Raw genomic sequence first — 24347 nt, 5'->3', positions numbered from 1 at the left:
TTAAAAAATGCTAGGTATAGGTAAGGCAACCAAATAGAGTCATTATCATGTCAGATATGAATGTTAACCAAGTGCTCGCCCAGATGCGGGCCATGTCCATCGAGGCCGGCTCCAAGCCGCAAGCTGGCGACACCTCCGGCGATTTTGCGGCTATGTTGAAACAATCGATCGATGCCGTGAACAATACCCAGCAAACCGCCAGTGGATTGGCGAAATCGTTTGAAATGGGGCAGAGCGACGTAAGTTTGGCGGAGGTAATGATCGCTTCGCAAAAAGCCAGCGTTTCCTTTCAGGCCATGCTCCAGGTAAGAAATAAACTGGTGGATGCCTATAAGGATGTGATGGGTATGTCCATGTAGGATATTGGAAGATAAGCCATGAGCGAGTTAGACAGAAATCTACCAATGGAGGCCCACAGCCAACTAAGCGTCACGAACGCCGACAAAATGCATCCTGCCTTAAAAAGCTTAAGCAAAATGTCGGTGACCCGCCAGCTTGGCTTGATGTTGGGTTTGGCGCTCAGCGTTGCACTGGGTGTGGCCGTGGTGTTGTGGTCGCAGGCGCCGTCCTACGATTTGCTGTTTTCCGGTGTGGCTGAAAAGGATTCCGCGGAAATTCTCGATGCGTTAACCAAGCTGGATGTCGACTACAAAGTCGAAACCGGCTCCGGCGCAATTATGGTTCCCGCCGATAATGTCCGAGAATTGAAGTTGAAATTGGCCGCGCAAGGTTTACCACGCAGTACCAGCCTGGGGTACGAACTGCTGGATAAAGACAACGGCTTCGGCGCCAGCAAAAATGTTGAGCAAATGCGTTTTCAGCGCGCCCTGGAGGGTGAAATCGCGCTGACGATTCAAACCATCCAAAACGTCAAATCCGCGAAAGTGCTGCTGGCGATTCCGGTGCAGTCGGTATTTGTCCGCGAACGTAAAAAACCCAGCGCCTCGGTGGTGGTGGAGCTATATCAAGGCAGAACGCTCGAGAAAGAACAAATAGAATCCATCGTACATTTAGTCGCATCCAGCGTGCCTCTGATGGAAGCCAGTCAGGTTACCGTCGTCGATCAGAAAGGCCGCTTGCTGAACAGTAAGGAAGGCGGCGAAGATATGTCCTTGTCCAGCAAGCAGTTCGAGTACAAGAAAAATATAGAAGAACATCTGCGCGAGCGCATCGAAAATATTCTGACGCCACTGGTCGGCGGCGACGGTATGCGGGCGCAAATTTCCGCGGACGTCGATTTTACCGTTACCGAAAAAACGCAGGAAATGTTTAACCCGGATTTGCCCGCTTTGCGCAGCGAGCAAACCCAGGAAGAAAATAACTCGCTGTCCAAAGTGCAAGGGGTGCCCGGTGCCCTTTCCAACCAGCCGCCGCCCACCGGAACCGCGCCGGAAGTGGCCAGTGGTCAGGAAAAGCAAGCTGCCGCGGAATCCGGTTCGTCCAATAAAACCGCAACCCGCAATTACGAACTCGATAAAACCATTACCCACACTCGGCTGGCCACTGGTGCGCTAAGACGCTTGTCGGTGGCGGTAGTGGTTGATGACAAGAAAGTAGTACAAGCCGACGGTAAGGCTACTCTGGCGGCGTATTCGCAAGAAGACCTCAATCAACTTCGCGATTTGGTCAAGCAGGCGGTGGGGTACGATAATAGCCGAGGCGACCAAGTCACTGTTACCAATGTTGCCTTTAGATTGCCGGATGCGCTGGAAGAAGTGCCGGCCGAGCCTTTTTGGCAACAAGCCTGGTTTGCCGGCGCAATGAAACAGCTGGCGGCCGTCGCGGTGGTGTTGTTGCTGATCATGGGGGTATTGCGCCCAGGCCTGCGCACCTTGATTGACAAAGAAGAACAATTAGAGGCGCTTGAGCAAGCCAAAGCAATCGCGGAGGCGAGCGGCGGGGTGGTACGTTTTGACGAAACCGGCAAGCCGGTGGCAGTAGCCGTATCGGTTGACGAGGAAACCGGCGAGGTGCGCACCATTACCACCGGCGTCGAAGACCTGTTATTACTCGAAGCGCCGCAAAGCTACGAAAAACGCCTGGAATATGTACAAAAACTGATCGACGAAGATCCTAAATTAGTCGCGCAAGTGATTAAAACCTGGTTAAAAGACGATGGCTGAGCAAGAGAAATTAACACACGCGCAACGGGCTTCGCTGCTGCTATTGGCGGTGGGACAGGATAGGGCGGCCTCGGTATTGAAGCATATGGGTCCGAAAGAAGTGCAATTGATCGGTTCGAACATGGCTCAGCTCGGACCCATTAGCTCGGGCATGGTTGACGAGGTGCTAGAAGAATTCATCATCGAAATCAAAAATGAAACAGGCTTGGGTCTGGATTCCGACGAATACATCCGCAACATGCTCACCAACGCGCTGGGCGCCGACAAAGCCGGCAGTATCATCGACCGGATCCTGCTGGGCGCCAATAGCAAGGGTATCGAGCAATTGAAGTGGATGGATACCCGCTCGATTGCGGACTTGATCCGCCTGGAACATCCGCAAATTATCTCCATTATTTTATCTTTATTGGATGCCGATCAGGCTGCCGATGTGCTGACCTTGTTGCCGCAAAATATGCGCTCCGATATTTTGATGCGCATCGCCACCCTGGAAGGCGTGCAGCCCGCCGCCTTGCGTGAGCTGGACGACATCATGGAAAAACAGTTGACCGGCAGTGATGGCGTCAAATCCTCGCAAATCGGCGGTATCGACGCCGCGGCCAACATCCTCAACTTTATAGAAAGCGGTGTCAGCGATCCGATGATGCAAGATATCAACGAAGCTAACGCCGATCTGGGGCAACGCATCCAGGATAAAATGTTCGTGTTTGGCGATTTGATTAACGTCGATGATCGCGGTATTCAAACCTTGTTGCGTGAAGTCTCCACCGACCAATTGCTGCTGGCCTTGCGCGGCGTGGAAGCCGGCTTGCGTGATAAAGTCTTTGCCAATATGTCCAGACGTGCGGCGGAAATGTTGCGGGACGATCTGGAAGCGGCGCCTCCCGCGCGTTTGAGCGAAGTGGAAGCGGCACAAAAAGATATTCTGGCGATAGCCAAACGCCTGTCCGATGCGGGTGAAATAGCCTTGGGCGGCGGTGGCGGTGGTGATGAGTTCGTCTAAGGGCAATAAATTTTCCGAGTCCGAGCTACAGGCTTTGGATCGTTGGACCAATCTGCAGGATTTTAGTAATCCGCGTTCCGAGTCCGTCGAGTTGGAGGACGTGACCGAAGTTCTAACTGCCGAGCAAATTGAAGAAATTCAGAAGCAGGCTTATGCCGAAGCCTTTGAACAAGGCAAGCAGCAAGGTTACGCGGACGGACAAAAGGCAGGTTTTGAAGCTGGACTTAAACAAGGTTACGAGGAAAATCTGCACTTATTGCAAAAGCAGGCCGCCGAGCTCACCAGTTTGCTGGAAGCTCTGAGCGAACCCTTCAAGCAACTCGACGAATCGGTCGAACAAGAACTAGTGAAATTGACCATCGCCATGGCCAGTCAATTAATCCGCCGGGAATTGAAGTTGGAGCCCGGCGAGATTGTCGGTGTGGTCAGAGAGGCCATTAATGCCTTGCCGTTGGCCTCGCAGAAGGTCACCGTTAATCTACATCCCGAAGATGCCGCTCTGGTGCGCACCGCGTTAAAACTCGATGAAAACATGCCGCCCTGGCGTTTACATGAAAATCCTTTGTTGAGTCGTGGCGGCTGCACCGTGGAAACCGAAGTTTCCAGAGTCGATGCCAGTGTAGAAAGCCGGGTGGCTGCGGTTATTGCCACAGTGTTGGGCGGCGAGCGCCGCGAGGATTTTGGGCGATGATCCCCAGTGCCGACCGTTCAGATTCGTGGCTGGCGCGCTTGCAGCCATACCGGGAAAGACTGGCTGCGGACCCGCTGGAGTTGGTAGTCGAAGGCAAATTGTCGCGCATGGTGGGTTTGACCCTGGAAGCGGAAGGTTGTCGGGCGGCAATAGGTTCGCTGTGTCGGGTAATTACCAAGTCCGGCAAGATTATGACGGCTGAAGTGGTTGGTTTCGGCGGGTCGCGTTTATTTTTGATGCCAACCGGCGATACCCATGGTCTGGAGCCGGGGTGTCGGGTGGTGCCCATGGGTAAGAACAGTCTGGCAAATGTCGGTTTCGGTTTGTTGGGACGAGTATTGGACGGTGCCGGCAATCCCTTGGATAGCAAAGGTCCGCTCGATACCGATGCCAAGGTGTCCTTGGCTGGTGTCAATATCAATCCACTTAGCCGCAAACCGATCCGCGAAGCGCTGGATGTCGGGGTGCGGGCGATCAATGCCATACTCAGCGTCGGCCGTGGTCAACGCATGGGTTTGTTCGCCGGTACCGGGGTTGGTAAAAGCGTACTGCTCGGGATGATGACCAAGTTTACCAATGCCGATGTGGTGGTGGTTGGTCTGGTCGGCGAGCGGGGCCGGGAGGTCAACGAATTTGTGTTGAAAATTCTTGGTGAAGAAGGTTTGCGCAGAGCCGTAGTGGTGGCTTCGCCGGCCGACGATTCGCCGTTGATGCGGGTGCACGGGGCTTTGCTGGCGACCAGCATCGCCGAGTATTTCCGCGATCAGGGCTTGGATGTATTGCTCTTGATGGATTCCTTGACCCGCTACGCTCAGGCGTATCGGGAAATCGCGTTGGCGATAGACGAGCCGCCGGCTACCAAGGGCTATCCGCCCTCGGTGTTTGCGAAATTGCCGCAACTGGTGGAGCGGGCCGGAAACGGCGACGAAGGCGGCGGTTCGATTACCGCGTTTTACACGGTGTTGGCGGAAGGCGACGATACCAACGATCCGATTGCCGATGCGGCGCGCGGGGTTTTAGATGGTCACGTGGTGCTGTCGCGCGGCTTGGCGGAGTCGGGCCATTACCCGGCAATCGATATCGAAGCATCGATCAGTCGGGTGATGCCGGATATCGTCGAGCCTGAACACCTGCAAATGGCTCGCGATTTGCGGCGACTGTATTCCACCTATCAACAGAATAAGGATTTGATCAGTGTTGGTGCCTATCGGCAGGGCGCCGATCCGCGCATTGATAAGGCGATAGAAAAAAATCCGGCGATTATGGATTTTCTGCAACAAGGCATGGACGAGTCGGTCGATTTAAGCCGCAGTCTTGGCGATTTGGCGCAGTTGCTGGCTAGCTGATGAAAAAGTCGCAACGGCTTAAAGTCATTATCGATCTGCATGCGCGTCAGGAACGTGACGCATTGGAAGCTTTGGGGCTTAGCCAAAAAAAGTTGCAGGATCAGCAAAGTCAGTTGGAAAGCTTGGAAAGTTACCGTCTGGATTATTTGGCTAAATTTGCTGCCAGACAACAGGCCGGTATCAATGTTAGTCAATTGATGGAATTTAGGGCCTTTGCCGATAAGCTCGATAATGCTATCGATGGCCAAAAGCAAGCGGTAAAGAGTCACGAGCGGGACGTGCAGCGCGCCCGCAAGCACTGGGAAGAGGCGCACCAACGGACTAAAAGTCTGCAAAAAGTCAGCGATTTGGCGCTGGCTGAAGAAATGAAAGTCGAACATAAACGCGAGCAGGCCGAGCAAGACGACCGGGCCGCGCGATCAGGGCGTAAGGATGGCACGGGAAGTGCTTGATTAACTAAAAGTGTTAGGAGAATTGCCATGAACATCCAAGGTTTAAATCCACTGTCTTTATTATCCTCGGTAGATGGAGCCGGTACTACGGCTGCCGGTTTGGCGGGCGAAGGCGGCGTGTTTTCGGCGACGCTGCTGGAGCAGTTAGCGCAATTGCAGAACAGTTTGTTAAGTAAGGGCGTCGCGGGCAGTGCCGGACTGGCGGAATTGCAGCAGCAGTTCGGCGCTTTGGGCGGCGATACCTTAAATAGCCAAAACATGCAGAACTTTGCCGCATTATTCGGAAATAGTTTGCCGACGGCAACCAAGTTGAAACCGGACATAAATCTGGATGATACGCTGCATACGCTAGCGGATGTTTTGCAATATTTGCAAAGTTTGGAAGCAGTGCCAGCGGCGCAACAAAGCCCGGTTTTACCAACCGCGCCGGAAAATAAAGAAGATTTATCCGACACCGTAGCGGAAAATGCGGAATTGGCCGGGCAACAAGTGGCCGCGCCAGCAATGACGGCCGGCGTGCAAGTGCAGCCAGCAGCGGATAACGGCAATAATGTCAACGATGCGTTAAAGACAGCGTTAGTCACCAGTCAGGCGTTGTCTGCAATGAAGAAAAACCCGCAATCACCCAGCATGGAGACAAAGCAAGATGTTTTAGCGGCGCTGAGTGGCGATGGCGACGGACAGAAAGGCCAGATTCCGGATGGTGGGTTCGCCAAGACGTTAGCGGCTCACGATGGAGGGGCTCAGCAATTTGCTCAGGATACCTCAACTGGTAACGCTTTTCAGAGCGAGCAGGCCGCCGCGACGAAAACTCAAACCGGCGGTGGGGAAGCGGAGAGTAGTATATCCAGAATGACTGCCGATATTGCCCAGCTTAATAAATCGGTCAATAACGCCGATCAAACGCCGGCTCCGGCGATACAGAAACATTTAACGCATCCGGAATGGAATACCGAACTAGGTGACAAATTGTTATGGATGCACAAGCAAGCAGTGCCTTCGGCGGAAATTCGATTGAATCCCGAGCATCTCGGTCCGATTTCCATCAAAATCGATGTGAATCAGGATCAGGCCACTGTGGCGTTCACCGCCCAACACGCAGCGGTTAGAGATGCAATAGAAGCGGCTATCCCTAAGTTGCGGGAGATGCTGGGTGGACAGAATTTGAATCTGGCCGATGTTAATGTGTCCCAGCAGCAATCCGAACAAAAACAAGGCCGGGAGTTTTTTCAAATGGCCGGCGAGCAAAACCGTGGCGGCAACGGTCAGTCGCGGAATCAGCCAGAAACGCCGGCAAACGAATCAGCCGCCACTATTCTCGATGAAATTGCCGCCGGTAGAGCCATTGCCAGCAACGGTTTGTTAAGCCTGTTTGCCTAGTCTCCATAGGCGCTGTTGAAAAATTGCTTTGCAAAAACAGCGCCTATTTCTATAATGCCCAGCTTTTTGGGGAATTTATCCCCATCCCTTGCTTCACTGTCCCCGCGGACGGGAAGCTTTTAAACCCGTAAGGAGAAATCATGCGACATTATGAAATTGTCTTCTTAGTCCACCCTGATCAAAGCGCTCAGGTTCCGGCTATGATAGAACGTTATAAATCCACCGTTGAAGAAGCCGCCGGCAAAATTCACCGTTTGGAAGATTGGGGCCGTAGACATTTGGCTTACCCTATCAAAAAAATTCATAAAGCACATTATGTGTTGATGAATATCGAATGCGACCAAGCCACTCTTGAAGAACTGGAAAGCGGTTTTCGATTCAATGACGCTATTTTGCGCAGCCTGACCTTGGCGCAAAAAGCCGCTGTCACACAACCTTCCGCGATTGCCACCAGCGGTAACGACGGACAAAAAGCCGGCAGCCGCGTTAAGGAAGAAGTCGAAGAAGAGACAGAAGAAGTCGAAGTGGGAGTCGTCGAAGAGACTCAAGCTGAAGCCGATTCCGAATAATCCATATTGAACCAAGAGAATAGCCATGGCACGTAATAACATTAGACGCAAAAAAGGTTGCCGTTTTAGCGGCGAAGACGCGATCGTAATCGATTATAAAGATTTAGATTTGTTGAGCGAGTATGTCACCGAAACCGGCAAGATCATTCCCAGCCGTATTACCGGTACCAGCGCGAAATATCAAAGACAGTTGACATCCGCTATTAAACAGGCGCGTTTCCTGGCTTTGTTGCCGTTTTGCGACGCACACAAGTAATTTAGCGCGGAGGAGGGCGGTAGCGTGCAATTTCTGGCCACTTTCATTATGAAAGGACGGATGCAGGCCATGACGGTCGCATCCAGTTTGGCCTTGCTATCCTTGCTTTTTCCTCCTGTAAGTATCGTAAGTTCGGCCGCGGTAGCGCTAGTGACGTTGCGGCGCGGCGCGGGTGAAGGCTTGTATGTGTTGGTCTGTTCCTGTATGGCGGCGGCAGCTTTAAGTACCCTGCTAATCGGCAATTACCAATACGCTTTGCTTTACAGCTCGGCGTTTTGGCTGCCGGTTTGGCTGATTTCGATCGTGTTGCGCGAGGGACGATATCTGGCGCTCGCAATAGAGATAGCCGTCATGTTGGGGGTTGCTGTAGTCCTGGGCGTTTATGTGCTTCAGGATCAGCCTGTGCAGTTGTGGCGCGAAGTACTGAACTTCATGATGCAACCAATGCTTGAAGGCAAAACCGATGTGCCGCTTGAGCAGATTAAGCAATCAGCGGAACTTTTGGCGCATTTTATGACCGGGGTCGCCGCTGCAGGCAGCGTTTACGGTCTGCTGTTCGGTTTGTTTCTGGCTAGATGGTGGCAGGCGGTACTTTATAATCCCGGTGGTTTTAAAGCCGAGTTTTTGGGCTTGAAAGGGCATTTTCAGCTGACATTAATTACCCTGCTTGTAGCGGTGGCGGCGTACTTGACATCCGGTAAGACTGCCGAGTTGTGCTGGAACGTCTTGTTGGTGCTATTGGTGACTTACACGATGATAGGCACCGCAGTGTTGCATTCCGCGTTTTCGGTCATGAAAGGCAGCCGTTTTATGGTGCCTTTTTTGTATGTCACTTTAATGTTAATTCCGCATGTGATGATAGTGATTGTGTTATGCGGACTGACCGATACCTGGCTGGACTTACGTAATAAACTAAAACCAAATGGAGCGTAAGCTCCCGATTTTTCGACAATAAAGTCGATTTAAGAGGTAAAAAACGATGGAAGTCATTCTTCTGGAAAAAACCGCGAACCTGGGTAATCTGGGCGACAAAGTAACCATCAAAGCTGGTTACGGCAGAAACTATCTGATTCCGCAAGGTAAAGCAGTTCCTGCTACACCTAAGAAAATCAGAGAATTTGAAGAACGCCGCGCCGAGCTGGAAAAACAAGCAGCTGAAAAATTGGCTGCAGCCAATGCCCGCGGCGAAGCAATCAGCAAACTGAACGTGTCTATCGCGCACAAAACCGGCGACGAAGGTCGCTTGTTCGGTTCTGTCGGTACGCAAAACATTGCCGATGCGATTACCGCTGCCGGCGTAAAGGTCGAGAAGCACGAAGTGCGTTTGCCAAACGGCGTAATCCGCAATATTGGCGAATACGATATCGCTATCAATCTGCATACCGACATCGTTGTCACGCTGCCGGTTAAAGTGGTAGCCGAGTAAAATCCGTGATCATCGTAACCGGTGGCGCCGGCTTCATTGGCAGCAATCTGGTATTGGGGCTAAATGCCCGCGGTTATGATGAAATTTTAGTAGTTGACCATTTAACCAACGGTATCAAGTATCGGAATTTGGTTGATTGCAAAATCGCGGATTATCTGGATAGAAGCACCTTTTTGGAACGACTGCAACAAGGTGCTTTCCATGCCGAAGCGATAGAAGCCATATTCCATCAGGGCGCCTGTTCCAGCACGACTGAATGGGACGGCCGCTACATGATGGACAACAATTATGAATACAGCAAAACGCTGTTTCATTATTGCCAAAGCCATAAAATCCCGTTCATTTACGCTTCCAGCGCCGCTACCTACGGTGCGGATTTAACCTTCAAGGAAGAATTGGCCTACGAAGGTCCGTTGAATGTCTACGGCTATTCCAAGTTTCAATTCGATCAATATTTGCGCAGACACACCAAGCTGACGGCGCAGGTGATTGGTCTACGTTATTTCAACGTCTACGGTCCGCGCGAAGCCCATAAAGGCAGCATGGCCAGCGTTGCCTTCCATTTGAATAATCAAATCCAGCAATCCGATGAACTTAAGTTGTTTGAAGGTTGCGACGGTTACGGCAACGGCGAGCAGCGTCGAGATTTTATCTATGTCGGCGATGTGGTAGATGTCAATCTCTGGTTTCTGGACAATCCGCAAGCCTCTGGTATCTTTAATTGCGGCACCGGCCGCAGCCAGACCTTTAACGATGTGGCCAATGCGGTAATTCGTTATCACCAACGTGGATGTATCAAATACATACCGTTCCCCGAACATCTGAAGGGTTGCTATCAAAGCTTTACCGAAGCTAACCTGGAAAATCTGCGTGGCATAGGATGTCAGCATCAATTTAAAAGCGTTGAACAAGGCGTTCAGCTTTATATGGAGTGGTTAAACCGCTAGCAAACGCAGTCTGCTCATCAGTGAGCTGACGGAGTTAACGTACTCCTAGCGTTTTCTGTTCATTCTCAGGCCGTGCAGCAGCCAAACTGCAATATTTCCCCTTCGTATAAATTGTAACTGACTGAAATATCAGGTATTTGCATCCCCTTCCAGTTTGTCCAGCTCGAATCCCGTTCTTGTATTAGTTTGCCCTGCCTAGTCTGCGGCCGCGATGGGGTGCAGTCTCTCAAACATAATCGGTTTCGGTGCCTATTCTTGTATCCCAGGACAAGTTGAATCAGCCTGTTCTATCACAGTACGCACTTGCCGATTGTCCGCAACGGCGTATGCTTATAGCTATAAGCATAACAATAGCCAAGGAGCGCATCATGTCCGAGCAAAATCAATATATTCGCTGGTTTGAAGAACTCACCATTAATGATATCCCATTGGTCGGTGGCAAAAATGCCTCGCTTGGCGAGATGTATCGCGAGTTGGCCGGGCAGGGGGTGATTGTGCCCAACGGTTTTGCGATTACCGCCGAAGCTTATCGGTATATGTTGGATCAGGCTGATGCCTGGCCTCGGTTGCACAACTTACTGGATAACGTGGATGCCGACGATGTCGAGGAACTGGCGCGCCGGGCGCAACAAGCCCGGGATTTGGTTTATGCCGCGCCGTTACCTGCCGATTTACAGCGCGAAATTCACGATGCTTTCGCCAAATTGCAGCAGGAATACGGCGAGGACTTGACAGTCGCCGTGCGCAGCTCAGCGACAGCCGAGGATTTACCCACTGCCAGTTTTGCCGGTCAGCAGGATACTTACCTCAATATTCGCGGCGGTCAGGCCTTGCTGGATGCCTGCAAACGTTGCTTCGCCAGTCTTTTTACCGACCGCGCCATTCATTACCGGCTCGACCAAGGTTTCGATCATTTCAAGATCGGTTTGTCGATAGGGGTAATGAAAATGGTGCGTTCCGATTTGGCTGCAAGCGGCGTGATGTTTTCCTTGGATACCGAATCCGGCTTCAACGATGCGGTTTTCATCACAGGTGCCTATGGTCTGGGCGAAAACGTGGTGCAGGGTGCGGTCGATCCCGATGAGTTTTATGTGCATAAACCCACTTTTGCTAAAGGCTATCGCGCCGTATTGCGGCGAACGTTGGGCGCAAAAAAAATCAAAATGATTTATAGCGATGGCCGCACCCGCGAACCGATTCGCAACGTGGCTACTTCAAATCACGAACGCCGGCAATTTTGTGTTGATGATGCCGAAGTTTTGCAACTGGCGGATTACGCGCTGAAAATCGAACAGCATTACGGTCGGCCGATGGATATGGAATGGGCCAAGGACGGATTGGACGGTAAGCTTTATATTGTTCAGGCGCGTCCGGAGACTGTCGCCTCGCAAAAGGTTGGTAATGTGTTGGAACAGTATCAACTTAAACAAACGGGTGGGGCAATCGTTAAGGGGCATGCAGTCGGCAGTAAGATTGCAGTCGGCGAGGCGCGGGTGATCGGCAATGTGGCCAAGCTGGGAACATTCAAACCGGGAGAAGTGTTAGTGGCGGACATGACTACCCCGGATTGGGAGCCGGTGATGAAAACCGCTGCGGCCATCGTTACCAATCGCGGCGGGCGCACCTGCCATGCGGCAATAATTGCCCGCGAATTAGGTGTGCCGGCCGTGATCGGCTGCGAGAATGCGACGTCGGCGATAAAAAGCGGCGGTTTGGTAACCGTATCTTGCGCGGAAGGCGATGTCGGCAAAGTTTATGAAGGGCGCTTGGATTTCGAGGTGAAACATACCGATCTTTCGCAACTGCAACGGCCGAAGACCAAGATCATGCTCAATCTCGGCAATCCGGAATTGGCTTTTAAACACAGTTTTTTGCCCAACGACGGTGTTGGTCTTGCCCGGATGGAGTTCATTATCACCGAGTACATCAAGGCTCACCCCTTAGCATTGATTCATCCGGAAAGCGTTCAGGATGCAGGTGAAATGGAAAAACTGAAGCATTTGACTGCTGGCTACGCCAAACCGGAAGAATTCTTTATTCAGCGTTTGGCGGAAGGTGTCGGTACCATAGCAGCGGCGTTTTATCCCAAGCCGGTAGTGGTTAGGATGTCCGATTTCAAGACCAACGAGTATGCTACTTTGCTGGGCGGCCGCTGGTTTGAACGCGACGAGGCAAATCCGATGATCGGATTTCGCGGCGCCTCGCGGTACGTGCATCCGGCTTATGCCGAAGGTTTCGCACTGGAATGCGCGGCGATGAAAAGGGTGCGCGAGCAGATGGGCTTGAAGAACGTGGTGTTGATGATCCCTTTCTGCCGGAGGATAGACGAAGCTGAGCGGGTGTTGGATTACATGGCGAAACTGGGATTGAAACGCGGTGAAGAGGGGCTGGAGATCTACGTGATGTGCGAGATACCCAATAATGTGATTTTGATCGACGAGTTCGCTAAGCTGTTTGACGGTTTTTCTATCGGTTCCAACGATTTGACGCAATTGACGTTGGGTGTGGACCGCGATTCGGAGATTGTCGCCAATGACTTTGACGAGCGTGATGCCGGGGTCAAGACCATGATCCGCATGGCGGTAGAGGGCGCTCGCCGCAATGGTAGGCATTCAGGTTTATGTGGTCAGGCGCCGTCGGATTACCCGGAAATGGCCGAATATCTGGTAGAAATCGGTATCGATTCGATGAGTCTGAATCCGGATACGGTACTGCAAACCACCCAGCAGGTGCTCGATTTGGAACGGAAATTAGGGTGCTATAGGGGTTTCGCCGTAAGCTAGTAGGGGAGTCCTTCAGCATGGCGGTCTAAATCCTATGCCAGATTGCGGGCTTGGCTTAAATTCTTTTAGATAGATCTGCCAAAGAACGATGCCGATAATGTTAGCTGGGTCGTTGCCAAGCGCCGATGTATACTTTGCCAGATGGAAAACGGATGTGGGCCGAGATGGATCTAACTTAAACTAGCTCAAGTGTACTAGCTCAGACTTGATCTGACAGAGAGCGCACAATCGGTAACTGCCAGGTCGAATCCTGGCTATTGCAAACAACGGCGTCATTGCTTCTTCGTTTAATTTGTTCTATCCCATGATTTTCCTGCCGTTTAAAATTTCCAGCGAATATATTTCGTTGCCGAGCAAAAAAGTTAGCTTATTCATCGGCGGGCGTAGCCAGGGATGCACCGCGACCTAGAAACGTTCGAAATGGTTTATGTCGAACCCTTCAGGGTTCTCCGCGTGATTAATGTGAAGTGGCGGCGCTACAGGTCTCGGCGTTTTAGGCGTGGTTCTCGTGGAAGTGCGGGAAAAAACCGTTTGCGCATTTTCGATTTTGAAAAAGCTCATCAGGCTTTGTAATTGTGCGGCTTGACTGGTCATTTCTTCGGCGGTCGCCGCCAGTTCTTCGCTTGCGGAAGCATTTTGCTGGGTAATTTGATTCATCTGACTCATCGCGATATTAACCTGCTTAACGCCAGCCGATTGTTCCTGGGAGGCTGCGGCAATTTCTTGGACCAAGTCAGAGGTTTTGGCAATGCTGGGTAAGATGGCGTCCAGCAATTGCCCGGCACTTTCCGCGGTTTTCACACTACTTTCCGCCAGTTGACCGATTTCTTGCGCCGCCACTTGGCTGCGTTCCGCCAGTTTTCTGACCTCCGCGGCCACCACCGCGAAGCCTTTACCGTGATCGCCCGCTCGAGCCGCTTCGATAGCCGCGTTGAGGGCCAGCATATTGGTCTGATAGGCAATGTCGTCGATGATGCCGATCCGATTAGCGATATCCTTCATCGCTGCTACGGTCTGTTTAACGGCCGTGCCGCCCGCGGTCGCTTCTTGGTTGGCTTTACCGGCCATGCCGTCGGTCACTTTGGCATTTTCCGCATTCTGGTTAATGCTGGCGGCCATTTGTTCGATACTGGCGGTGGTTTCCTCGACGCCGGCCGCCTGTTCGCTGGATGCTTGCGATAAGGATTGCGAGGTCGCGCTGATTTGTCCGGAGGCGTTTCTTAATTGATCGGCGGCACTGATAACTTCCGAGATGGTTTGCGAAAGTTTGACGATGGTATTGTTAACCGTGTCTTTAAAGTCATTGAGTTGACCTTTGTAGTCTCCCTTGATTTTACGGGTCAAGTCGCCTTGTTCGACCAGGGTCAGTACTTCGACAGCCTCATTCAGAGGCAGAATGACCCCGTCCAGGGTGTTGTTGAAACCTTCCACTATCTTACGAAAGTCGCCCTGATGTTTGCTGGCGTCGGCGCGGGTCTGTAAGCGGCCTTCCACTGCCGCTATCGAGAGTTTGTCGGCGTCGGATACCAAAGCCTGAACATTGCTTTTTAGCAGCATTAGCCATTCATGAATCTGGTCGTCGTTTGAAGCTTTGCCCATCGCCGCCGTCATGTCGCCGTTGGCGAGTTTGGTGACGTAAGCGATCAAATCCGATAGCCAGGTATGTACGCCGTTAACGGCTTGCTTCATCTTGTCATGGTCGCCTTTACAGGCGATTTCGACGCGTTGGCGTAAATCGCCGCCGCGAATCATGCTGAGAATTCGGTTGCCTTCGCCGATCGGCACCAGAATCGCGTCCAGCATTTCGTTGACGCCAGCAATTATCTCGGCGTATGCGCCTTTAAACTGTTCGGGTTTTCCTCTATCGGAGAGCTGGCCATCCCTCGAGGCTGTGGTTAGGCGGTGCAATTCTTTCTGCAGACCTTGCAAGGTGACGGCCATGTTGTTGACGGCCAGTTTCATTTTTTCGTGATCGCCTTGGTAGGTTTGTTCGATCAATTCGTCGATCTTGCCGCCGGAAATTTGCGCCAGGATGCGATTGCCCTCGCCAATTGGCAATAGAATGGTGTCCAGCATTTCATTGACGCCGGCGATGACTTCGGCGTAGGCACCTTTAAATTGCACGGTATTGCCGCGTTTGGATAATTGCCCTTCTCTGGACGCTGCTTGGAGTCTTTGCAGCTCTTTTTGCAGACCTTGTATCGAGATGGCGACGTTATTGACCGCTAGTTTCATTTTTTCGTGATCGCCCTGGTAGGTTTGTTCGATCAATTCGTCGATTTTGCCGCCGGAAATTTGCGCCAGAATACGATTGCCCTCGCCAATCGGTAACAGAATGGCATCCAGCATTTCATTTACTCCGCCGATGACTTCCGCATAGGCGCCTTTAAAATGTTCGGCTTTACCCCGCTCGGTAAGCTGTCCCTGTCTGGAAGCGATGGTGAGACGTTGCAATTCATGTTGCAAGCCTTGCAGGGTGGAGGCCACATTGTTAACGGCCTGTTTCATTTTCTCGTGATCGCCCCGATATGTTTCGCCGATCAATTCATCAATTTTGCCGCCGGAAATCTGCGCCAGAATGCGATTGCCTTCCCCGATTGGCAGCAGAATGGCGTCCAACATTTGATTGACCCCGTGAATCACTTCGGCGTAAGTGCCTTTAAATGCGGTCGCGTTGCCTCGCTCTGTTAATTGACCATCCTTGGACGCGCCGGTCAAACGCTGTAGTTCGTTTTTCAAGGCCTGCTGCACATCGATAATTTTGACCAAGCTCTGCGCCAAGGTATCGTGTTCGGAACGCACGTTAATACGGGTAGTGAAATTGCCATCGGCAATTGCCTGCGCGGCGGCCGTTTGCTGGGTGATGGCGTCTATGAGCTGATTGAGATTGTTCTTTAGCGTATTGAAGTCGCCACGATAATGAGTGCCGATTTTAGCCGGAACCGCGCCGGCGGCTATTTGTTCGACGCAGTCGGCAACCGTATTGTACGGCTGAGTGATAGCGTCGAGGATCTGATTAATCGCATGACCAAATTGTATGTTGTTCTCGGTAAATCCGGCGGTATTGACTCTTACATCCAATTGTCCGGCGATGACGGCTTGAGCGACGCGTTCGATTTCGGCGCTGGTAAGTTTTTCCACTTCTTGCTTGTGGTTTGAAAAAATGTGAGTCAACTTCATAAATATATCTCCTCGGTTGGGTTTATTCAGAATTTAAACTGTCGTTGCAAGTTGCCGAATGATCTATCGCGCTATCCTCCAGTCTCAGGAGAAAACGGGAAGAGCAAAGGCAGGGCGGAAAAGTTCTGGTGTGGTATCGATTCAATGCCAAGCCTACATCCGAAATTGAGCACGCCCGTAAAAGCAAGATGCTTGGAATCAGCGGTATCGAAAGCCGGTATTTAGGCAATTCGATCTATCATTCCAAATGGGTTGACTGGTGCGTGATCTGCTGAAATGAAACATAAATTTACCTCTATTTATCTAGCGTGACGATCAGTATAGACGGTAATTGAGTATTGGCGACGACTAATGAATAGTGTTAGTTATGAGGTTGCGCGAAGTGGTTTTCATCCTGAGTTTGGGCGAAAAATGTTTGCCGCTAAGTAGCGTCTGCAGTGGCTGTCATGCATGGTTAATGCCTTCGGCGGGAAAATATGCCGCATCGCTGGGGTGGATAATTAAACCTTACGCTTTCCCACCTTAGGACCGGATACCGGATTGTTGTTCGTTATATTAGGGCGGATTCAAAACCGAAGTGCAACACCCCAAACACCAGTAAGGTATGCACATGGAATCCACCTCAAAACATTATCAACAGCTTCAGCCTGAAGATCGCATCACGATCAGCAGCCTGAAGCAACAAAACTACAGTCTTCGGGCGATAGCACGGGTTCTGCAACGGTCCGCCAGTACCATTAGCCGAGAGCTTCGTCGTAATGGTGCGGGCGATCATTACATCAGTGTCCAGGCACAGCAAACCTGTCAACGTCGTCGGCGTCAATCGCGTCCACGAGAGAAGCTGCATGCTGAGGGACTGCTGTTTGGCGTCGTCCAGTATTTTCTGCAACTTCGCTGGTCGCCGGAGCAGATCGCACTGGTGCTGGCACAGCTTTATCCCAAAGGCCATGAGTATCGCGTGTCACACGAAACCATTTACAACTGCATCTATGCGCAACCGGTCGGCGAACTAAAACGTGACCTGATTGCCTGCCTGCGCCAGGCTAAAAACAGACGTGTCCCCCGCAGCAAAGGACAAGACCGTCGCGGCCAGATACCCGACATGCTCAGCATCCATCTAAGACCACCCGACATCGAAGATCGCCAGTTTCCGGGACATTGGGAAGGCGACCTCATCAAAGGCGCGGCCAACGCCAGTGCGGTGGGTACCTTGGTGGAGCGGACCAGTCGCTTGCTAATGTTGATCAAACTACCCCATCCGCAGCCTGCCAGTGCCGCTAACGTGCTGCAAGCCTTTACCGACATGCTCAACCGCATTGCTCAACCAATGCGGTTGAGCATGACCTATGACCAAGGCCGCGAGATGGCTTTACACAAGCAGTTAACTGCGAATACCGGCATTGCCGTGTACTTCTGCGATCCCCATAGCCCTTGGCAGCGCGGCTCCAACGAAAATATGAACGGCTTGATCCGTCAGTATTTACCTAAGGGCACCGATCTATCAGGCTACACCCAGCAACAACTGGATACGATTGCCGATCAAATTAACGCTCGCCCTCGAAAAGGTCTTGGGGTACGCTGCCCGCTTGCTGTCTACAGGGAATTACTGCTGAACAGCTCACAACCGTCAAATCTCATTCATTAATAGCGTGGTGTTGCACTTCGGTTTTGAATCCGCCTAGCTTAAACGGTTTCGATGCGGCAGGTATATTACGGTGGGATGATGGGCGAGATTTGTCGGGTAATCGTTTAAGATTGCATGGGATTAATCCAATAATTTATGAGAACGGATGTAATGCGTTATCTATACACGCTAATTTATGGTTTGTTGTTGCCCGCTATTTTGTTGCGACTGTATTGGCGTGGCTACAAGGCGCCGCAATATCGGCAACGCTGGTTAGAGCGCTTAGGCTGTTACAAAGGGTCGCCCAGTCTGGGAGTGATTTGGGTACATGCCGTTTCGGTGGGGGAGGCGGAAGCGGCTTTCCCATTAATCGGACAATTGCGCAGTCGGTATCCGCAGTTGCCGGTACTAGTGACCACCACTACGCCAACCGGTTCGGCCCGGGTGCTGTCGGTATTGGCTAGTCAAGTGGAGCACGTCTATCTGCCCTATGATCTGCCGTTTGTGGTCGCGCGCTTTTTCAAACATTTTCGGCCTCGGCTGGCAGTCATGATGGAAAAGGAAATCTGGCCCAATTTGTTCGCCGCCTGCGCGGCGCGAAACATCCCGCTTTTCGTGATCAATGCGCGATTGTCGGCACGTTCCGCGCGGTCGTATCGAAAAATTCCCGGATTGGTAAAGCCGGCCTTGGCTTGCGTCACCACAGTCGCCGTGCAAACCGAGGAAGACTGCTTACGATTTATTGAGATCGGCGCGGCTCCTCAACAAGTTCAGGTGCTGGGTAACATTAAATTCGACGTGATGATAGAAGCTGCCTTGATCGCGGAAGGGCGTGTACTGAAGCAGCAGTTATTTGCAAACCGCTGGACTTGGATTATTGCCAGTACTCACCAGGGCGAAGAAGAGACGTTTTTAGCGCTTTACCCTGTTCTTAAAGCGGCGATACCGGAGTTGCTGCTTATGATTGTGCCGCGTCACCCGGAGCGCTTTCAAACGGTGAAAAAACTTTGCGAACAGCAGGGCTTGATGGTGGTGATGCGCAGCGAACGGCGGGCTTGTCAGCCGCAGACAGATGTGTTTATCGCCGACAGTATGGGCGAGTTAAAAATGTTATATGCGGCGGCCGATCTGGCTTTCGTCGGCGGTAGTTTGGTGCCGGTGGGCGGGCACAATGTTCTGGAGCCCGCCGCCGTCGGTGTGCCGGTGTTGTTTGGGCCGAAAATGTTCAATTTTCAGGAAATTGCTGAACGGATTTTAGCTGTGGAAGGCGCGATACAGTGTTCCGATCGTCAAGCTCTGATTGATGCCGTGCTGCGAATATATGGAGATGACGCGTTTCGGAACAGGCTGGTCGATAACGGCAGACTGTTTGTGCAAAATAATCAAGGAGCTACCGTTCGGGTGGCAACATTGCTGGGTAAATACTTGTAAGTTTTACGCTACTTTGAGCGCGGTTTGCGGGCAATTTATTGAGGTTTTCCGTTATAATTCGCCGGTTTTTAATTTGTAAAAGGTGTGAAGCGCGTTATGTCGGATATTAAAAAAGTGGTGTTGGCCTATTCCGGTGGTTTGGATACCTCGGTTATTCTGAAATGGTTGCAAGATGTGTACGGCTGCGAAGTCGTGACATTTACCGCCGACATCGGTCAGGGTGAAGAGTTGGAGCCGGCCCGCGCTAAAGCAACTGCTGCCGGCATCAAGGAAATTTATATCGACGATTTGCGTGAAGAGTTTGCTCGCGATTTCGTATTTCCGATGTTTCGCGCTAACACTATATACGAAGGCGAGTATCTGCTCGGGACCTCGATCGCCAGGCCGTTGATCGCCAAACGGCTGATCGAAATTGCCAACGAAACCGGCGCCGACGCGGTTTCTCATGGGGCTACCGGCAAAGGTAACGACCAGGTCCGCTTCGAGTTGGGGGCTTATGCCTTGCGCCCGGATATTAAAATTATCGCGCCGTGGCGCGAATGGGATTTGAATTCCCGGCAGAAATTGCTCGACTATGCCGAACAGCACGGCATTTCCGTGGAAATGAAAAAAGGCAAAACCTCGCCTTATTCCATGGATGCCAACTCGCTGCATATTTCTTACGAAGGCCGTATCCTGGAAAATCCCTGGACAGAACCTGAGGAAGATATGTGGCGCTGGACCGTATCGCCGGAAAATGCGCCGGATCAAGCCACCTACGTCGAGCTTACCTATCAGAATGGTGACATCGTCGCCATCGACGATGTGCCACACACGCCACATCAAGTGATGGAAAAATTGAACAAAATCGCCGGTGCCAACGGTGTCGGTCGTCTGGACATCGTTGAGAACCGCTATGTTGGTATGAAGTCCCGAGGTTGTTACGAAACCCCGGCAGGCACCGTGATGCTGAAAGCGCATAGAGCCATCGAATCATTGACGCTGGACCGCGAAGTCGCGCATTTGAAAGACGAACTGATGCCACGCTATGCGTCCTTGATTTACAACGGTTACTGGTGGAGCCCGGAGCGGGCCATGTTGCAGACCATGATCGACGCTTCGCAGGTTAATGTTAACGGCAAGGTGCGGGTGAAATTGTATAAAGGTAACGTGATCGTGGTCGGTCGGGCATCGGAAACCAATAGTCTGTTCGATGAAAATATCGCGACTTTTGAAGAAGATGGCGGCGCTTACAACCAAAAAGATGCCGAAGGCTTTATCAAACTGAATGCGCTAAGAATGCGGATTGCCGCAAAAAAAGGCCGTTGATTGCGGTTTGCATAAAACAGGACATTTTCGATTTAGCTTGTATAATGCCGCGATGTATTTCCATTGTGCATGTGGTGCCGTTTAGGTGCTACATGATCTAGGTAGTACCAATAGGGCTTCCCGATTAGCAACACTAAAAGAATAATGAGCGATATGCCTGAGATTAATCTGGATGATGTCAATACCGATAAGCATGAGATAGTCTATCTGCGCGCCCATCAGCATCAGGCGCTGATCAAGGCCAATCGCTTTTTGTTAATGTTGGTTTTAGGATTGATGGCAGCGGTTTTTTTGCTGGGTTTTGTATTGTTGCCTAAACAGAATTTGTTGACCGAAATCCAAAAGCATCAAGCTGTTTCTATGGCTTACGCTACGCAGAATCCGGCGCTATCCGCTGAAATCAGCGCATTGAAAGGCCAATTATTCGGTTTGCTGAGTGGTTCTATCGACAGCAAGTTAAAAGCGCTGGAAGAGAGTATCAAAAAGGGTAGCGTCGCCGATTCTTTGGATACCATTCAGGACTTGAAAGGCGACGTGAAAATACTCACTACCTATTCCGTCGATTCTCCGGCTAAGGTTGACGGTGTAGCTGCCAATCAAGCTCTGATCGAGGAATTGAACGACATTAAGGATTTGGTATATTTGACCTTTGTGTCTTGTGGGCTGATGATCGCGTCGATTGCCGGGGTCTGGCTACGCAACCGTTATCGTTTGAGTCATCAGCGCGGTAATCAGGTCTATATCGGGCGACAAGATTAAGTCTTAGTTTTATGCCGGACATAAAAAAGCCGCTATCCGAAAGGGTAGCGGCTTTTTGTTTGCCCGGGGGCGACGATTATTTTTTCAAATATTCGTAAACGGCATCGATAGCTTGGTCTTCGGTGTAACCTGCTTTTTTCACAGGACCGACTTCCATGATGGCTGCAACAGCTTTAGGCATACCGTTTTTGCCTTCTTTTAATACTTTGGCGAATTGGTCTTTAGGCAGTTTGCCTGCGCCAATCAAAGCGGAAAGTTGTGGGTTGGAAGCGATGTCATGGCAGGCGCCGCAACCGCGACCGAAAGCGCGTTCGTAAATTTTTGCGCCGATTTCTTCTTGTTCGTTAGCGGCAACTTGGCCGCTGATAGCGATTAAAGCAGCGCCTACTAATAAACCGAATGATTTTTTCATATGATTCTCTCGTTGTGATAAAAAAAGAACTGCATATTGTTATTTGAATAGACAGTTCATTGGGAAATTAAGCGGGTAAAGGATAGGGAACTTTAACGAAAAATTCAATCGATTTTCTCTTTCGTAAATACCTTCACCGGGCCTGCGGACTGATTTTTCCAAGTAAAACTTAACATTATCTGAATTAGGGAAAAACTCACAAATACTTAGATGCGATCGAGTTGAAACCATTCCAACTGTTTGCGCAGGTGCACAACAGTGCCTACGATAATCAAGGTGGGTGGCTTGATATCGGCGCCCTCTACGCGCTTAGGCATATCGCTCAAGGTGCCGGTGATTACCCGTTGATGACGGGTGGTGCCTTGCTGAATAAGCGCTATAGGTTGATCGGCCGGGCAGCCGTGGTCGATCAAGGATTGGCAGATAGTTTCCAGTCCAACCAGCCCCATATAAATTACGATGGTCTGGTTGGGCGAAGCTAGCTGGCTCCAGTTAAGATTGATATTGCCGTCTTTCAAATGTCCGGTGACGAAGGTGCAAGATTGCGCATGATCGCGATGGGTTAACGGTATCCCGGCGTAGCTGGCGCAGCCGGCCGCAGCGGTAATGCCAGGTACGACCTGAAATTGAATGCCTTGCTGCATCAGGGTTTCGATTTCCTCGCCGCCACGGCCGAAAATAAACGGATCGCCGCCTTTCAGGCGCGCGACACGTTTGCCGGACAGGGCTAAATTCGCCAACAGTTCGTTGATCGACTCTTGCGGTAGGCTGTGATTGCTGCGTTGTTTGCCGACGTAAATTTTTTCGGCGTCGCGGCGAGCCATCTCCAAAATTTCTTCGGAAACCAGTCGGTCATAAACAATAACGTCCGCTTGCTGCATCAGGCGCAAAGCTCGGAAGGTCAACAAATCCGGATCGCCGGGGCCGGCCCCGATCAAATACACTTCGCCGCGATTTTGCGTTTGTTCCGCTGTATCGAGTTTGGCTTGTAATTCTGTTGCGGCTTGTTCGCGGCGGCCTGAGAACACTAATTCGGCGATATGTCCCTGCAAGGCGTCTTCCCAGAATACCCGGCGGCGATTGGGTTCTTTCAACCGTTCCTTGACCAATGTTCGAAAATCCTCGGCAAACTGCGCTAGCAGGCCGAAAGCGGCGGGGATGGTGCTTTCCACCTTGGAGCGCAGTAAACGTGCCAGTACCGGCGATACGCCGCCGGACGACACCGCGATGAGCAGTGGCGAGCGATCAACGATCGCTGGAAAGATAAAGCTGCATAAATCGGGATTATCGACCACATTCACCGGAATATTCTGTGCCGTCGCGGCCCGAGCCACCGTTTCGTTGACCGTTCGGTTGTTGGTGGCGGATATAACCACGCGCATGCCTTTTACATCGTCCGCGGTAAAGGCCTTTTGTTGGATACGCAATTGATTATTCCGTCCCATCTCCTCGACACTGGTGCCAATTTCAAGTGCCACCACCGTAATATGTGCTCCGGTTTTTGCCAAGAGTTCGATTTTACGCGAGGCGATTTCACCGGCGCCTACTACTAGGCACGGCTGGTCTTTGAGTTTTAAGAAGAGCGGGAAGTAATCCATGGTGCTTGATTTTCGTGGCCTGAGGTTGGTGTTATTATAAGTGTTGTCTAACGAACAGTTGAGTGAACACTGATATGATCGAATTTGATTTGGAAGTCGATGCCAGCGGATTGCAATGTCCGTTACCCTTGCTGCGTTTGAAGAAGGCAATTATGGAAGTTGAAAGCGGTAGAGTGGTCAAAGTGATCGCTACCGATCCGGCGGCCCATTTGGATTTCGGCGTCTATATCGATCAGGCCGGACATATTCCGTTGAAGATATTCAAGGAAGCCGACAAACAAGTTTTCTTTATACAGAAAAAGTAGAAGCGATTCAATATTATCAGGATTCAAAATGGCGATCCCCTTGAGTCTTGCCTTCCTTGCCTATATCCGCAAACTGATGATCGGCCAGTTTGCTTGTTGCGCCGCCTGCAGCAATTTTGCGTCCGGGTCGACGGCGACAGGCTTATCGACCAGACTTAACAGCGGTAAATCGTTATGCGAATCGCTGTAGAACCAACTACCCGCCAGCGTTTCTTCGGAATGGTTTAGCCACTCTTGCAATAGAGTGACCTTGCCTTGTTGGAAGCAGGGCGTTCCGTTGAATTTGCCGGTGTAACGGCCGTCCACAAATTCCGGTGTAGTTGCCAACAGGTTGTCGATACCGTAAAGCTGCACAATCGGCTCGGTGACGAAGCGATTGGTCGCAGTAATCACCAGCAAGGTATCGCCGTTTGTCCGATGTTTTTCCACTAAATCCCGGGCGGCGTCCAGCATGATAGGCTTGATTAGGGTTTCGACAAATTCCGCTCGCCATTGATAGAGTTGCTCTGCGTCGTGTTGGGCAAGGGGCGCCAGCGAAAAATGCAGAAATTCGACAATGTCCAAGGTGCCTTGTTTGTAATCTTCGTAGAACTTTTTATTGGCTTGTTCGTACCGGTCCTTATCTACGATGCCGCGGTCAACTAAAAACTGGCCCCATAAAAAGTCGCTGTCATCGGCGATCAGCGTGTTATCCAGATCAAAAATCGCTAAGCTCACGGCAAATCCGTCATCGAAAAGAAAAAGTAGCGGCTTG

General features: G+C 51.3%; 22 protein-coding genes. 18 read left to right on the top strand and 4 right to left on the bottom strand.

What is annotated here, in order from left to right:
- Positions 1–47: 47 nt before the first annotated feature.
- From fliE to ppsA, 13 genes are all read left to right on the top strand, one after another.
- Positions 48–359, top strand: coding sequence for a flagellar hook-basal body complex protein FliE (gene fliE, locus ACH50O_RS10265; RefSeq protein WP_446811920.1), 312 nt, complete (start codon positions 48–50; stop codon positions 357–359).
- A gap of 18 nt (positions 360–377) precedes the next feature.
- Positions 378–2123, top strand: coding sequence for a flagellar basal-body MS-ring/collar protein FliF (fliF, locus tag ACH50O_RS10260; protein ID WP_446811919.1), 1746 nt, complete (start codon positions 378–380; stop codon positions 2121–2123).
- On the top strand, positions 2116–3126 hold the full coding sequence (fliG, locus tag ACH50O_RS10255) for a flagellar motor switch protein FliG (protein ID WP_446811918.1): 1011 nt from the start codon (positions 2116–2118) through the stop codon (positions 3124–3126). The genes fliF and fliG overlap by 8 nt, the downstream gene beginning before the upstream one ends.
- A complete protein-coding gene (locus tag ACH50O_RS10250) occupies positions 3113–3817 on the top strand; it encodes a flagellar assembly protein FliH (RefSeq protein ID WP_446811917.1) in 705 nt (234 codons plus the stop codon). The genes fliG and ACH50O_RS10250 overlap by 14 nt, the downstream gene beginning before the upstream one ends.
- Entirely contained in the window at positions 3814–5163 is a 1350-nt protein-coding gene (gene fliI / locus ACH50O_RS10245) for a flagellar protein export ATPase FliI (RefSeq protein WP_446811916.1), read from the top strand. The genes ACH50O_RS10250 and fliI overlap by 4 nt, the downstream gene beginning before the upstream one ends.
- A complete protein-coding gene (gene fliJ / locus ACH50O_RS10240; protein WP_446811915.1) occupies positions 5163–5615 on the top strand; it encodes a flagellar export protein FliJ in 453 nt (150 codons plus the stop codon). Before fliI ends, fliJ begins: the two co-directional genes overlap by 1 nt.
- Before the next feature lie 27 nt (positions 5616–5642).
- On the top strand, positions 5643–6995 hold the full coding sequence (locus ACH50O_RS10235; RefSeq protein WP_446811914.1) for a flagellar hook-length control protein FliK: 1353 nt from the start codon (positions 5643–5645) through the stop codon (positions 6993–6995).
- A gap of 140 nt (positions 6996–7135) precedes the next feature.
- A complete protein-coding gene (gene rpsF, locus ACH50O_RS10230) occupies positions 7136–7564 on the top strand; it encodes a 30S ribosomal protein S6 (RefSeq protein WP_446811913.1) in 429 nt (142 codons plus the stop codon).
- A 25-nt stretch (positions 7565–7589) separates the two neighbouring features.
- On the top strand, positions 7590–7820 hold the full coding sequence (gene rpsR, locus ACH50O_RS10225; protein WP_036274687.1) for a 30S ribosomal protein S18: 231 nt from the start codon (positions 7590–7592) through the stop codon (positions 7818–7820).
- 69 nt (positions 7821–7889) lie between these two features.
- The gene (locus ACH50O_RS10220) at positions 7890–8753 is read left to right on the top strand and encodes a hypothetical protein (RefSeq protein ID WP_446811912.1); all 864 of its coding nucleotides are present in this window, start codon (positions 7890–7892) and stop codon (positions 8751–8753) included.
- A gap of 46 nt (positions 8754–8799) precedes the next feature.
- A complete protein-coding gene (gene rplI, locus ACH50O_RS10215; protein WP_446811911.1) occupies positions 8800–9246 on the top strand; it encodes a 50S ribosomal protein L9 in 447 nt (148 codons plus the stop codon).
- Between the two features lie 5 nt (positions 9247–9251).
- Entirely contained in the window at positions 9252–10193 is a 942-nt protein-coding gene (gene rfaD / locus ACH50O_RS10210; RefSeq protein ID WP_446811910.1) for an ADP-glyceromanno-heptose 6-epimerase, read from the top strand.
- 368 nt (positions 10194–10561) lie between these two features.
- Positions 10562–12976, top strand: a complete 2415-nt coding sequence (ppsA, locus tag ACH50O_RS10205) for a phosphoenolpyruvate synthase (protein WP_446811909.1) — start codon at positions 10562–10564, stop codon at positions 12974–12976.
- 405 nt (positions 12977–13381) lie between these two features.
- Here the strand turns inward: ppsA and ACH50O_RS10200 are convergent, their stop codons facing one another.
- Positions 13382–16156: a methyl-accepting chemotaxis protein gene (locus ACH50O_RS10200; RefSeq protein WP_446811908.1), complete on the bottom strand. Its 2775-nt coding sequence runs from the start codon at positions 16154–16156 to the stop codon at positions 13382–13384.
- Positions 16157–16766: 610 nt separating this feature from the next.
- On the opposite strand from ACH50O_RS10200, the gene ACH50O_RS10195 reads away from it, so the two are divergent.
- The 4 genes from ACH50O_RS10195 to ACH50O_RS10180 all read left to right on the top strand — a co-directional run bounded on the left by ACH50O_RS10195 (position 16767) and on the right by ACH50O_RS10180 (position 21278).
- Complete coding sequence (locus ACH50O_RS10195) at positions 16767–17801, top strand: IS30 family transposase (protein WP_446809065.1); 1035 nt, start codon at positions 16767–16769, stop codon at positions 17799–17801.
- A gap of 135 nt (positions 17802–17936) precedes the next feature.
- Complete coding sequence (waaA, locus tag ACH50O_RS10190) at positions 17937–19211, top strand: lipid IV(A) 3-deoxy-D-manno-octulosonic acid transferase (RefSeq protein ID WP_446811907.1); 1275 nt, start codon at positions 17937–17939, stop codon at positions 19209–19211.
- A 96-nt stretch (positions 19212–19307) separates the two neighbouring features.
- Entirely contained in the window at positions 19308–20519 is a 1212-nt protein-coding gene (locus ACH50O_RS10185) for an argininosuccinate synthase (protein WP_446811906.1), read from the top strand.
- Between the two features lie 144 nt (positions 20520–20663).
- On the top strand, positions 20664–21278 hold the full coding sequence (locus tag ACH50O_RS10180) for a hypothetical protein (RefSeq protein WP_446811905.1): 615 nt from the start codon (positions 20664–20666) through the stop codon (positions 21276–21278).
- A 76-nt stretch (positions 21279–21354) separates the two neighbouring features.
- On the opposite strand, the gene ACH50O_RS10175 is transcribed toward ACH50O_RS10180, so the two are convergent.
- Positions 21355–21690, bottom strand: a complete 336-nt coding sequence (locus tag ACH50O_RS10175) for a c-type cytochrome (RefSeq protein WP_446811904.1) — start codon at positions 21688–21690, stop codon at positions 21355–21357.
- Between the two features lie 206 nt (positions 21691–21896).
- The gene (cysG, locus tag ACH50O_RS10170; RefSeq protein ID WP_446811903.1) at positions 21897–23288 is read right to left on the bottom strand and encodes a siroheme synthase CysG; all 1392 of its coding nucleotides are present in this window, start codon (positions 23286–23288) and stop codon (positions 21897–21899) included.
- 74 nt (positions 23289–23362) lie between these two features.
- Here cysG and ACH50O_RS10165 point away from each other — a divergent pair, with 74 nt between their 5' ends.
- The gene (locus tag ACH50O_RS10165) at positions 23363–23593 is read left to right on the top strand and encodes a sulfurtransferase TusA family protein (protein ID WP_020482444.1); all 231 of its coding nucleotides are present in this window, start codon (positions 23363–23365) and stop codon (positions 23591–23593) included.
- Between the two features lie 60 nt (positions 23594–23653).
- Here the strand turns inward: ACH50O_RS10165 and ACH50O_RS10160 are convergent, their stop codons facing one another.
- Entirely contained in the window at positions 23654–24310 is a 657-nt protein-coding gene (locus ACH50O_RS10160; protein WP_446811902.1) for an HAD family hydrolase, read from the bottom strand.
- Between the last annotated feature and the right edge of the window lie 37 nt (positions 24311–24347).

It is taken from the genome of Methylomonas sp. 2BW1-5-20, from assembly GCF_052474515.1.
Note: the sequence above shows the minus strand (reverse complement) of the source record. Positions and strands in the feature narration are given on the sequence as shown.